The organism is Scytonema sp. NUACC21 (assembly GCF_054684315.1).
This window is the reverse complement of the sequence record NZ_BAAFZH010000103.1, coordinates 80418-93712: the sequence shown is the minus strand read 5'-3', so window position 1 is coordinate 93712 and position 13295 is coordinate 80418. Positions and strand designations below refer to the sequence as shown.

General features: G+C 40.8%; 11 protein-coding genes and 1 pseudogene. 8 read left to right on the top strand and 4 right to left on the bottom strand.

Going from position 1 to position 13295, the window contains the following annotated elements; genetic code table 11:
- The first annotated feature begins 53 nt into the window (after positions 1-53).
- Entirely contained in the window at positions 54-743 is a 690-nt protein-coding gene (locus tag ACYRY3_RS34840) for a hypothetical protein (protein ID WP_460206238.1), read from the top strand.
- Here the strand turns inward: ACYRY3_RS34840 and ACYRY3_RS34835 are convergent.
- Complete coding sequence (locus ACYRY3_RS34835) at positions 722-1063, bottom strand: hypothetical protein (RefSeq protein ID WP_460206237.1); 342 nt, start codon at positions 1061-1063, stop codon at positions 722-724. The two genes, ACYRY3_RS34840 and ACYRY3_RS34835, sit on opposite strands and share 22 nt — an antisense overlap.
- A gap of 103 nt (positions 1064-1166) precedes the next feature.
- Between ACYRY3_RS34835 and ACYRY3_RS34830 the strand changes: the two genes are divergently transcribed.
- From ACYRY3_RS34830 to ACYRY3_RS34805, 6 genes are all read left to right on the top strand, one after another.
- Positions 1167-1802 carry a hypothetical protein gene (locus ACYRY3_RS34830; protein WP_460206236.1) on the top strand — a complete coding sequence of 212 codons (636 nt, stop codon included), beginning with the start codon at positions 1167-1169 and terminating at the stop codon, positions 1800-1802.
- 238 nt (positions 1803-2040) lie between these two features.
- Complete coding sequence (locus ACYRY3_RS34825) at positions 2041-3351, top strand: ABC transporter substrate-binding protein (RefSeq protein WP_460206235.1); 1311 nt, start codon at positions 2041-2043, stop codon at positions 3349-3351.
- A gap of 40 nt (positions 3352-3391) precedes the next feature.
- Positions 3392-4297 carry a carbohydrate ABC transporter permease gene (locus ACYRY3_RS34820; protein WP_460206234.1) on the top strand — a complete coding sequence of 302 codons (906 nt, stop codon included), beginning with the start codon at positions 3392-3394 and terminating at the stop codon, positions 4295-4297.
- A gap of 34 nt (positions 4298-4331) precedes the next feature.
- A complete protein-coding gene (locus ACYRY3_RS34815) occupies positions 4332-5216 on the top strand; it encodes a carbohydrate ABC transporter permease (RefSeq protein WP_460206233.1) in 885 nt (294 codons plus the stop codon).
- Between the two features lie 53 nt (positions 5217-5269).
- Complete coding sequence (locus tag ACYRY3_RS34810; protein WP_460206232.1) at positions 5270-6349, top strand: ABC transporter ATP-binding protein; 1080 nt, start codon at positions 5270-5272, stop codon at positions 6347-6349.
- Positions 6350-6552: 203 nt separating this feature from the next.
- Positions 6553-6900, top strand: a complete 348-nt coding sequence (locus tag ACYRY3_RS34805; protein ID WP_460206231.1) for a hypothetical protein — start codon at positions 6553-6555, stop codon at positions 6898-6900.
- A 276-nt stretch (positions 6901-7176) separates the two neighbouring features.
- Here the strand turns inward: ACYRY3_RS34805 and ACYRY3_RS34800 are convergent, their stop codons facing one another.
- Positions 7177-11859, bottom strand: coding sequence for an nSTAND1 domain-containing NTPase (locus ACYRY3_RS34800; RefSeq protein ID WP_460206230.1), 4683 nt, complete (start codon positions 11857-11859; stop codon positions 7177-7179).
- A gap of 156 nt (positions 11860-12015) precedes the next feature.
- A complete protein-coding gene (locus ACYRY3_RS34795) occupies positions 12016-12270 on the bottom strand; it encodes a hypothetical protein (RefSeq protein WP_460206397.1) in 255 nt (84 codons plus the stop codon).
- On the opposite strand from ACYRY3_RS34795, the pseudogene ACYRY3_RS34790 reads away from it, so the two are divergent.
- Positions 12221-12343 (top strand): annotated as a pseudogene (locus ACYRY3_RS34790) (lipocalin-like domain-containing protein); the annotation flags it as partial. The gene ACYRY3_RS34795 and the pseudogene ACYRY3_RS34790 overlap by 50 nt on opposite strands.
- Before the next feature lie 161 nt (positions 12344-12504).
- Here ACYRY3_RS34790 and ACYRY3_RS34785 read toward each other — a convergent pair.
- The gene (locus tag ACYRY3_RS34785; protein WP_460206396.1) at positions 12505-13086 is read right to left on the bottom strand and encodes a hypothetical protein; all 582 of its coding nucleotides are present in this window, start codon (positions 13084-13086) and stop codon (positions 12505-12507) included.
- Positions 13087-13295: the final 209 nt, after the last annotated feature.

Below are 13295 nucleotides of genomic sequence, written 5' to 3'. Positions count from 1 at the left end.
AAAACGAAATCTATACATAGAAGAAGTGCTCTAGAGCATTAATAAAATTTGATATGGATACCACGTACCGAAAAAAAACAAATTTTTCTGAAAAAATTCAACTGTTAATCAAAGTCATTGTTGAGTCGATTATTGGAGATACAACCAAGCTGGGCTTTCAAAATTTTGTCGCTAGGAGTTGGAAGAGGGGGGAATTATTATACCATGTTGATGAACGTTATCATTCCAATCTTTGTCTGCTTAATTCTTTAGAGAAAGATAACTCTTTTCAAACCGTTCCTTTCTATTTGCCACATCAAGTTTTTTCAACTTCAACACTTCTGTATAATCATGACTTTGCAGCAAGACTAGTTCATGATTACCCTGACGGCAGACGCGAAGATGCTAAATTTAGTGAATACAATATTGAACCACATTATCATTCTGTTGATTCAATTATTATTGTCACATCTCAAGAAAAATCTAGAAGAGGAAGATACTTTATTCACGATACAAAATTAGGATTTGATACGATGATTGAAATTCTACTTTCTTTCGGTAGTGTTGTTTGTTTTCCTCGTTATGTCAATCACACTTTACAACCATCAGATATTGGACTTTCAACATTGAACATAACCGACACTTATATTGAACCTCAAAGAATAGGGTTTTCTTATCCATCTACGTATAATTTTGATGAAGCTTCAGTTTTATCATACGCTGATTATCAAACAGCTTTACATCATATATCTATTAACAAATAGTGAAAATATGGTTGAGTGCTAATAATTGAGTGGAATAATCGACGAGCAACACGACCATTTTCAAGACAATCTTTAAGGTTGAACGTAGTTAATTTTTTAATTAGTTGGAGTTCTTTTATGTCAAACTCTCCTACCCCACCCAATAATTCTCCTACCCCACCCAATAATTCTCCTACTCCACCCAGCAATTCTCTTACCCCACCCAATAATTCTCCTACTCCACCCAGCAATTCTCTTACCCCACCCAATAATCTTGTTGATATAGTAAGGAACTTCTTCCAAGCATTTCTCGACCTGATAACGCATGATAAACTTGCCAATTTTGTACAGATTCTTCCCTACCTGGTCGGTTTGCTAGTATTTTTAGCACCACTTGCATTGTTAATTCAAAATTGGTATATAGACACCTTAAATGATCAAAATATGAGCCGAGATGAAGACTATAAAATAAAAGTCTGTAAAAGTTATGAAGGACTGGTAGAAAAGAGGCTAAAAATCGAAGGTAATGCAGATGTATCCATAGAAACATCTTTCGTAGACAATAAGAATACTAGCAACATAAACATACTAAGATTTTCTTGTGAATATAAGATACGAGAAGGTGATAAAAACTTAGGCTCTAAAGAAATTTCTATAGAGCTTAACCCTTTATTTCCTGACTTAACTAATGAAATTAATAAGGGTTTTGAAGAAGAGATTGACTTGCAACAAGTATGTCAGCATGAAGAAATTATTCAACAAATGGAAAAAGATGCCACAGAACAAGGATTTTATAAAAAAGATAATGGTGACCGTATTTTACCAGGACAACCGGTGCTTCTTGAAACTAAAAAAGACGTTTATCCAGTCTTTCGATGGGTATGCTCTTACGAAATCGCAAAACAAGGAGAGAAGTATGGTTTTCAAGGAAGAAATACCTATAATATAGACATTGACTTAGAGCCATATTGTAAAAGCATATCGAAAAACAAAGCAATAAAACTCGAAAAACCAACTCATCACAATTACAAAGACCCTTATTCCTTATATTGTGTTAATCCTCATGCTAATAAGAAGTAATATTATGTCCAGCTAGGTAACCCTAACAACTATAGAGAAAGCTCATAAATTTTCACTACAGTTGTTAATTACGACTACTTAAATCTACATCATAAAAAATCTGCTCAAGCCTTGAAATTATGTAATCGAAGCAGTTGAGAAATGAAGTTTCCGATCTACCGTCCCAAGAACACAAAGAAATGGGAGATACTACATAACTCTCAATAACCCATTGTATACTAGAATTAGTTTGATAAAAATGTCTGATTTTAACAAAAAAAAACAGCAAAAAATATTACAAAAATTTAAATTTACTACAGGAATATTTGCTGCTTTTTTATTAAGCATCATCTTGCTTTCCCTCCCGCCAGCCTTATCACAGAAACCAGTAGTCCTGAATTTGTTGTTAACTTCTCCTGATGCCCAACCTTGGAAGCAAGGCATCATCAAAGACTTTGAAGCAAAAAATCCAGGCATTCGTATCAATCTAATTGAAGGTCCAAATGCTACAAATTTGCTGGAGGACTTGTATACTTCAGCATTTATCTTGGGAGAATCTCCCTATGACTTGGTCAATATGGATGTTATTTGGACGCCCAAGTTTGCAGCTGCTGGGTGGTTGTTAGACTTAAGCGACCGCCTGACAAAAGAAGAGTTAGCCGCATTTTCGCCCACTGATGTAGAAGCGGGGCGTTACGAAGGTAAGCTCTACAAAATTCCTATGCGAAGTGATTTGGGAGTCCTTTACTACCGAAAAGACTTGCTCAACCAAGCAGGGTTTCAACCGCCAGAAACCTTTATAGATTTGGTCAACATTTCTAAGTCTTTAAAAGACCAAGGAAAAGTCAATTGGGGTTATCTTTGGCAGGGTCGCCAGTATGAAGGACTAGCTGCAATGTTTGTGGAAGTTTTGGAAGGTTTCCGTGGATTTTGGGTGAATCCTGATACTTTAGAAGTGGGGCTGGATAAACCCGAGACATTAAAAGCGATCGCTTTTCTTAAAGACACAATTCAAGAAAAAATTTCTCCGGCTGGAGTCACAACATATATCGAAGAAGATACTAGACGTATATTTCAAAGCGGTCAAGCAGCATTTTTACGCAGTTGGCCTTATGTTTGGCCCCTAGCCAATGCTGAAGATTCTCCCATCAAAGGCAAAATCGGAATTAAACTGATGGTTGCTACTCCTCATAACAGTGGAGGAGCGTGTTTAGGTGGTTGGGGTTTGGGAATTGCCAAATTCTCTAAACATCCTGAAGAAGCTTGGAAAGCAATTCAATACTTTACGAGCGAAGAAGCACAGCGCCAATTTATTTTGAAAGCAGGTTTCGTCCCAAGCAGACCCTCACTATTTACAGACCCAGAAATTGTCAGTAAATACCCTCATTATTCTCAGTTACATAAAATAGCTGATAGAGCCGTTCTACGTCCACCCATTGCCCAGTACGCTCAAGTATCAGATATTTTGCAACGTTATCTCAGTGCTGCACTAACAAATAGCATAACTCCTGAAAATGCAATGCAAGCTGCTGCTAATGAAACCCGGCAACTACTGGGGACAGGAGGGTAATGATGAAGAAATTTTGTATGCAAGGTCTTTACAATAACTAATGACTAATTTACAAACAATAAGAAGTCGAGAACAACGAACAGCGTGGATTCTCTTGCTACCCGCCTTGCTGTTGCTGTTATTTGTCTTTGGCTATCCAATAGTGCGAGCTTTTTGGTTAAGTTTCTTTACCCAGAATTTAGGAACGAAACTGCAACCCGTCTTTTCTGGTTTTAGTAATTACGTGCGAATGGCAGGGGATGGTCGTTTCTGGGAAAGTTTTAGGACAACAACAGTATTCACTTTATCAACAGTGTTCCTAGAGTTACTGCTGGGATTGGGTGTTGCCCTAGTCTTGAATAAGAAGTTTTTTGGCAGGAGTGCAGTACGTGCGATCGCCATTTTACCTTGGGCTTTGCCTACCGCCCTCATCGGTCTTGCTTGGGCTTGGATTTTTAATGACCAGTTTGGAGTTGTCAACGACATTCTGCTACGGCTAGGTTTGATTCAAACTGGAATTAACTGGTTGGGAGAACCGACATTAGCAATAACAGCCGTAATATTTGCAGATGTGTGGAAAACGACTCCATTTATCAGTATCTTGCTATTGGCTGGTTTACAGTCAATTTCACTCGACCTGTATGAAGCTCATGCAATTGATGGCGCAGCACCCTGGCAAAGCTTCTACCAAATTACTCTACCTCTGTTGATGCCGCAAATTCTCATTGCTATGTTGTTTCGGTTTGCTCAGGCTTTTGGAATTTTTGACTTGATTGCTGTTATGACTGGAGGAGGTCCCGGTGGTGCAACAGAAGTGGTATCACTGTATATCTACTCTACCGTAATGCGCTACTTAGATTTTGGGTATGGGGCAGCTTTAGTTGTGGTGACGTTTCTTTTATTGATTGCAGCGGTAGCTATTGCTAGTTTTTTACTCAACAAATCTTCTATGGAGACCTTTTACTAATAGACATCTCCAAAATCTCACATGAATAATTTCTATGACTGTCACTCAGAAAAAATCGATTACAATTCTCAAACCAAAAACAAGAGTAAAAAATTTTGGTAAAAATATCTTACTTAGAGTGGTAATTGCCTTAGTTGTGGTTTTCTGTTTAGCACCAGCAATGTGGCAACTACTCACATCATTTAAGTTAAATAAGGATATTGCTAAAATTCCTACCGTTTATTTTCCTTCTCGAATTACTTTCACTCACTACATCGAATTATTTACCCGGCGTCCATTTTTGCGTTATATATTGAATAGTGCTTTCGTCTCCATTGTTTCTACAGTTTTATCTTTAGCACTAGGTGCGCCTGCTGCGTATGCTTTAGCACGGTTGCGTCCTTGGGGTAGCAGAGCTATTATAGCAGGTATTCTCATTGTCACTTTATTTCCTGGTATTTTATTGTTTTTGGGTCTTTTAGAAATTATCAAAGGGCTAAATCTAGGTAACAACTATTTAGCGCTTCTTATTCCTTATACTGCTATCAATTTACCATTAACAATTTTGGTATTACGCAGCTTTTTCCAGCAATTACCAAAAGATTTGGAAGATTCCGCAAGAGTGGATGGCTACAACACTGTACAAATGTTATTGCAAATCTTACTACCCATGACAATTCCTGCTTTAGTAACGACGGGAATTCTCACATTTATTTTTGCCTGGAATGAGTTTATCTTTGCTCTCACATTTATTACCCGTGAAGAGATGAAAACAATTTCCGTTGCTGCGGCACAATTAGGCGGTGCAACAGTCTTTGAAATTCCCTATGGTCCTATTGCTGCAGCAACGGTTGTTGGAACATTGCCGTTAGTTTTAATCGTTTTGTTCTTCCAGCGCAAGATTATCCAAGGTCTTACAACTGGTGCTGTTAAGGGATGATGAAGGACAAGGGGAAGAATTGGCAAAAGATAAAAATAATTAAAACCAGAAAAATGGCGAAACTAGAACTGAAAAGCTTAAACAAGATCTATACGCCTAAAGTTATTCCAGTTAAAGACATTAATTTAACTGTAGATGACAATGAATTTCTCACTTTACTGGGTCCAAGTGGCTGTGGTAAATCTACCCTACTGCGAATGATTGCAGGGCTAGAGGAACCGACTCGTGGTCGGATATTTCTTGGGGATGAGGAGATTACATTTAAACGACCTGGCGAGCGCAATATGGCAATGGTCTTTCAAAGTTATGCGCTTTACCCTCATATGTCCGTGTACGAAAACCTAGCGTCAGGACTGAAGCTGAAAAAAACTCCTCGCGCTGAAATTCAACAGCGACTGACAGAAGTGGCAAAGCTTTTAGGATTAGAAGAATTATTGCAACGTAAACCAGGTCAATTATCAGGAGGACAAAGACAAAGAGTCGCTCTTGGTCGGGCTTTGGTGCGTCGCGCTCAAGTGTATTTGCTGGATGAACCGCTGAGTAACCTAGATGCGCTTCTACGCGAACGAGTCCGTGCTGATATCAAGCAAATATTTGCTACTCAAAAAGCTCCAGTGGTCTACGTGACTCATGACCAAACAGAAGCAATGACACTTTCGACAAAAGTAGCTGTACTCAATGATGGTCTTGTCCAGCAACTCGACTCACCAGAATGCATCTACAACCAGCCAGCTAATTTATTTGTTGCTGGATTTGTTGGTAGTCCACAAATGAATTTCCTAACGCTACCCTGTAACGGATACTATGTAATGTTAGGTGATGCAAAAGTACTTTTACCAGATATGCCAACAGTACCACCGGAAATTGTGTTAGGTATCCGTCCAGAACACGTCCGCATTGCACAATCATACGATCAACAGAAAATTCAAGGGCACGTGTATCTAGTAGAAAACTTGGGTATGCACAATTTGGTTAGTGTGCGTGTTAAAAACTTTGAAACAGAATCCTTAACTGTGCGTGCTTTGTTACCTCCAGACCAAAAATGGAATAATGGAGAGATTACATTAGCTTTGCCACCTCAAAATATCCATTGGTTTGATGTTCAATCAGGTTATGCTCTTGGGTTGCACTAGATGTCGTCATCTTTACTTCCAACTTTGTTCTCGCTTCTTTTGAAAGCTCAGAATTAATTTGTCGCATCTTATTGGATGAGTTACTCTACAACTAGAAGAGGCGAACGCCAAAATTAATCAGCTAGTTCAGGGAATTGTAACTCACCTTTGAATTCCGATACTGCCACTTTCCCCTAGCTATAAACAATAAACAGAGCCCGACAATGTTACAATCACCTATACCTCTTGTGCGATCGCTTTTCTCAACAGTCCTGACTGGGGTTGCTGCCGCCACAACCAACGCACTCATCTTAGTGAGAACCACAGTCTTCGTAATATCCCTCGCATTTTTGCTCCTTTTCGTCAATTCCTCTTCGGCGATCGCACAAGAGCTAGCAGCCACGAATCATACGACTCGGTTATTAGTGACCAACCAATGTAACTTTCCCGAATGGATGGCAACAACACCTAACGCCAATAAAGCTCCTCTACGGGATGGTATTGTCAAACTGTCTAAGGGTCAATCACACGATTGTTTCGTTCCCACTGAAGGTTGGGCTGGAAGACTCTAGCCGAAAACTGGCTGTGACTCCATTTGAAGTGACGCTATGTCAGGTAGGGCGTTAAAGGTGAAAGGCTTGCAGTGTAGCTTTCAGGAATAATTTGCCCCTGGTGTCACAAACCTCTATATGCAAATAGCTGAGGCGAGCGCTGAAGAATTTGTGGTAACTTCAGATGATTAACCGCCTCTCGGGCTACGGTAAGCCCCTAGCGCTCCCAGAGTATGGCACAAGCAGCGTTAACTAAGTTTGTAGAGATTAGATAATTTAGGGAACTGTAACTCACCTTTAAATTCCAAGACCATTACATAAAGTGCGATCGCTCTCACTAAGCTTTGCATTAGGGTTTTTCAGATAGTCACGCAGCCAATCACAACCCCGCACCAGTAAATCATCTAAATTCAAATTCCATAGGATAACAGTGTTGTCCTTACTAGCAGAGGCAAGTGTTTTGCCGTCCGGGCTGAAGCTGACACTTTTCACATCATCGCGATGATCGGTCAGGGTTTTAAGTTCTTGACCCTCCCGACTCCAGAGTTTGATGTTTTCGTCATCGCTTCCAGAGGCAAGTATCTTACCGTCTGGGCTGAAACTGACACTACTAACAATAGTGCCATGCCCAGTGAGAGTTTTTTGAGGTTTTTGGCTATCCAAACTCCATAATTTCACTGTGCTGTCCTGACTAGCAGAGGCAATTGTCGTGCCGTCTGGACTAAAACTGACGTTCATAACATCACTGATGTGTCCACCAGGAAAATTCTTTTCGGGAAGAGTTTTAAGCAACTGACCTTCTCGACTCCACAGTTTAATAGTCTTGTCCTTACTACCAGAGGCTATCATTTTGCCATCTGGACTGAAACTGATGCTCTGGACACTATCTTCATGCCCAGAAAGAGTTTTAAGCAACTGACCCTCCCGACTCCACAGTTTAATAGTTTTGTCCTTACTACCAGAGGCTATCATTTTGCCATCTGGACTGAAACTGACACTACTGACATTACCGCGATGCCCCGAAAGAGTCTTAAGTAGCTGACCATCTCGACTCCAGAGTTTGATGGTCTTGTCATTACTACCAGAAGCTATTATCTTACCATCTGGGCTAAAACTAACACTCCTAATATTTTTGCTATGCCCAGAGAGAGTTTTAATTGGCTGGCCATCCTGACTCCAAAGTCTGATGGTTTTGTCATTACTAGCAGAAGCAATTATCTTGCCATCTGGACTAAAACTGACACTCCTAACAGGTTTTTGATGTTCAGATAGAGTTTTAGATGGCTGACCATCTGGGTTCCAGAGTCTGATAGTGACATCCCAACTAGCAGAAGCAAGCGTCTTACCGTCTCGGCTGAAACTGACACTACTTACAAGACCAGTATGCCCATGAAGGGTTTTAAGTTCTTGACCGTCCCGACTCCAGAGTTTGATTGTACGGTCATGGCTAGTAGAGGCAATTGTCTTGCCATCTGGGCTAAAACTGACACCAGTGACACTGCTGCTATGTCCATCAAGGGTTTTGAGTAGGCGACCTTCTCGACTCCAGAGTTTGACCGTACCACCATAACCACCAGAGACAATTGTCTTGTTATCTGGGCTAAAGCTGACGCTTCCAATATCATCTCTCGCTAGCTCGCATTTATTTGGATGTTTACATTCTGAGAAGGTACGAAGCAGCTGCCCCTCTCGACTCCAGAGTTTGATAGTTTCGTCCGCGCTCATAGAGGCAATCATCTGACCATCTGGACTGAAACTGACACTCCTAATATTTTTGCCATGCCCGGAGAGAGTCTTAATTAGCTGACCGTCCCGACTCCAGAGTTTGATGGTATCGTCATGACTTCCAGAGGCAATCATCTGACCGTCCGGGCTGAAACTGATAGTATTGATACGTTCGGTATGTTCCTTGGGAAAATCCTTAAGCAACTGACCATCCCGACTCCAAAGCTTGATGGTACTGTCATAACTTCCAGAAGCAAAGATATTACCGTCTCTACTGAAACTAATGCTACTGACACCATTGGTGTGGTTGCGGAGGGTTTTAACTAACTTACCGTCTCGACTCCAAAGTTTGATAGTGTTGTCATTACTACCAGAAACAATTATCTCACCGTCTGGGCTAAAAGTGGCGATGTTAATATAACTTTCATGTCCTATGAGGCGATTGCGCTCTTGAACTCTGTAAACTGCCTGTTGTAGCGTTACGATCGCAGTCTGCTTGAGAGCAGCATTTGGTTCAAAAATTGCATTTTTAAGTTGTTTGCCTGCTTGAACAGCAGCAACCAAAGCCTCAAGCTGTTTATTGGACAGTAAGGACGATTCAGAAGCTTGATTTAGGGCAACTATGCTCTGTTGTTGTGCGCCACTCCACTGAAGAAAGGCAAAGACAGCCAATCCAGAAAGCGTGATACTAGAGATGAGTGCGACTCTATTCCGCATTTGAGCAGCTTTTCGTGCTTTTATTGCCTGCTCTAGCTCTCGCTGTGTGCGTTCTTTCTCTTCTTGCTGTGTTTTGTCCCGCAATTCCAAACTCAACTGAATAAAAGCTAGCTCAGATGAACCAATATCCGACCATCGCAGTTGCAACCAACCCTCAGCCTCCGCTAAAGGCGCACCACGCAACAAAGCACCTTCGTCATTACTCATCTCCCATTGTTGCAATGCCCCCCGCAAGCGCTCTTGCCAAGTGCGAAACTGTCGATTAGCATTCACCCACTTCCGTAGAGTACCCCATTCCCGAATCAATGCTTCATGGACGATTTCTACTGTTTCTATTTCCTCAGTTTCATGCCACCCAGTCACCACTAAACGTTCATCGGCTAAACGTTTGACTAAACCCCAATTCTCCTTCCCCACCTCGTTACGAGTTGCTACACACTTAGTGTCTTCTGTCCCTTCTCCCGGACGTACTAACTGAATAAATACCCTTTCTGCTTGTTGTTTGTCTTGCTCAGTTAGGTTTTTTAATGCTTCATCAGCGTGTTGTGCTAAAGCTTTTTCTAAACCGCCAATTTCTTCATAAGCCTTATGAGTCAAATACCAATTTCTCTGTTTCGACCAAAGTTGAGTTAAGGCAAACTCCAGCATTGGTAAACGACCAGGGTGATTGCCCACATCATGAATAAGTTTACTTGTTAACCCCTGCTCCAATTCTACCTTCATCTTAAAAGCTGGTTTTTCGATCGCATCTCGCAATTCCTCTCTATTTAATGGAGTTAGTAACAATGGGGTGTATTGTTGTAAGGCTTTCCCCATTGGTTGATAATCAAGCACAATTCCTAAAAAATCCGCTCGTAGCGTCAACACGAGTGTAAATGCAACAGCGTTTCTTACTGCCAAAAGCAGCGCATCCAAAAAACTGTAACGTTCATCTTCTGGAGTGAGGGTATAAAGCTCTTCAAACTGGTCTGCTACTAACACCAAATGGTGATGTTGTGAGAAATTTACAAAATTTTTGATAAGATTGCATAATACTGTCTCATTATGTTGCCGTTTGACATCACATTCTGGTTCCGCTATAGAATTAGCAGTTTCTCCTAATACTTCTGCTTGTCCTTGCTGGTAATATTTGCTAAACGCTACTGCCAAAGCATCAAATGGATTTTTTCCCGGACGAAAACTGATTATCTCTACATTACCAGCAGCTTGTAAGCGGGGAATTAACCCTGCAAACACCACAGAAGACTTCCCACTTCCAGAAGCACCAATGACAGCTACTAACGGGTTGCTATTAGCTGCTTGCACTAAAGAAGCAATAAACTTCTCCCTACCAAAAAAGAAATCAGCATTTTCCTGGCGAAATGCAGATAAACCCTGATACGGAGACTCAGGAAGTTCCCCAGAAAGCCCTCCCAAATCTTGCCAACTTGGTGGAGTTTCAGTTGTATTTCGACAGATAATTGGCAACCAGCTGACCCCCGGTAACTGTTTGGCAATATCTCTATCATCTGCAAGTTCAGTGAGTTTATCTCTAGCTTGTCGAACGGAATTGAATAAAGATTCTCCTTGGGAAAAAGAACTTAAAAAATATTGAAGAAACTTTTGTGCTATTTTGTCTGGTACAACTTCGCGCCAAACAATAATGTAAGGAAGATTTAAAGAAGCCAATTGCTTTGCTAGACCCAACCCATCACAGGAATTGAAAATGGCTAATTTTAACCCCTTTTTAATTGCTGTCGAGAGTGTTTTTTTAATTTCTTCTAAACTTAAACTATCATTACGATTAATATTAATGATACCTGTTTGACCATCATCTTGAGTTTCGCTATGACCGGCAAAAAACAGAATGTCACAGGGTTCTTCCCACAAGGCGTTAAAATCTGACCGATTTGGTTCAGTAAGAACAATGAGTTCTGCTGCTCGTTTCTGTAATTTTTGGAGCAATTCTTTATCTGCACGAGTGTCAATATTTGTGCTATCTCCAAAAATACTGAGAATCCTAGCTCTTCTAATTTTACTAGCAGTCGATAAGTCCCGAAATATTGTAGGGCTGGCAATACAAGAGTGAAAACAAACAGCCGTCTCATAAGAGAACTTTTGAGCCAAAAAATCCCATTCCTGCCAAGGGAGTCGATGTAAGATGTCCTTTGTTGTGTCTGAGGCAATTTTCTCAGTGTTGACAACCAGACGAATTTCTAGCTGAGAATTTTGTGGCAGTGCTTGCTCTAATTCTAACTCAATACTGTGAAGCCACTGCCGAAGTTGATGGCGTAAATGCTCAACTGATTGATGGCAATCCCTTTTAGATATATGAGTGACTTGGCTATTTTTAAATTTGCTTCTAGAATTTTTCAGTAACGAGTAGTATTGCTCTTTCCAACGTTGATACAAAACTGGAATGTCCCCATCTGGAGGTAATTTTACTTCTAGTTGTGTGAGATACTTCTGTGCATTTGCTAACGTCACCTTAAGATTGATGTTACTAAACCCGCACTCAAAGTTACCATCCCCAAATTCCAAATTTACCCAGATTTCCATAGACCATCACCCTAGATTAGTTCAGTTACCCCATCCTTCTTGTCTTAGGATTAGTAGTGGTCTGATTTGTCCTTGGCTAGTCGGAAGGATTTGTGTCCTTCTCATTTTTCAGTTTTTCAGAGAATTATAATCTTTGTTACATTGAGGGTATAAACATTAGCTTTGATGTAAAGAACCAATATAAAACAATCTCCTGTACTTTGTCCCCGAACTCAAGTACAGTTTTGGACTAGCAGAAAAACCAGGTGCGAACAAAGTGTAGTGGTTTGGGAAGGTTGCAATAATGAACACAATGAAGAAGTTGGGCGATCGCGATCTAAAGAAGTAGGGTGGGCACTGCTCACCGTTAGCAGCTGAAAATATGCATTCCGTATCATTAGAAGAACGCACCCAAGCATTTTCTACATTCAATGCTTACGTAGGAACCTATTCCATCAATGAAAACACTGTCACTCATCATGTTGAAGTCGCATCCATCCCCAATCGAGTTGGGAAAGATTTGGTTCGCACTTTTACCTTAAGTAGGAACCGAGTTACTGTGAACTACGGACACTTCTCTACAAGTAAGTGTCTGCTTTTAGTTTCATCAGCCGATGCCTTCAAACAAGAGCGATTTGCGGGTCTTATTCAGCTTCAACCTAGCTACTACTTGCCGATAGTGACGCGCTGCCCTGTAAAAGTGAACGTGAAAGGCTCACCTTCGCCCGCCGGAACATTATCTTCTAAAGGATTTTCGGTTAGGTTAAAAGTCCGAATCTCGAATATCCCTTGCAGTGTCTGAGTGTCTGGATCAAATGTCGCACGATAATCGCCGCGAGCAGTCGTGATGGACTTTGTATTTTCTGGATCTGGGAAATTGAAATTGAGTGCCGTGGCGGTAACTTCCCCCGTTTTGGTACACATCCAAACGCCTTGTCCATTGGTGAAACGATTGTTGGGGAACGATTGAGCGGCTGGAGGTACCCCCTGATTACCACCTTGGTTAGAGTCAATGGCAAAAAAGTTTCCGTCTCTTGTCAGCGTTATCACCCTACGTCCTGTAAAGCTGCCATTAAGAAAAGTTTTCGCGATGTATGTACCGACGATTGAGCTAGGGCAACTCGTTTGGTCAGGACTCACGTCCGTTACAGATTGAGCCTTCACTTCACGCGAAGAAAGGACACTAGGTATAATGAATGCTAACAAAGCACAAATCATCAATGCGATGAAAGTTTTACGACTTATCATAACTACTTTTCTGTTGTATGTAATTTAAAATACATAATCTGCGTTTCTTGTCTATAAAAACGATATTTGAGTGGAATACAGCATTTGAGGTAACACAATGGAATCCTGCGGCTGAAAAAGGTACTGAGAACAAGGAGTTGCCTTCAACAACCCCTTATTCTCCCATTACTTAAATATCGTTGACTGACATCTTGCACCTTCTCAATAAA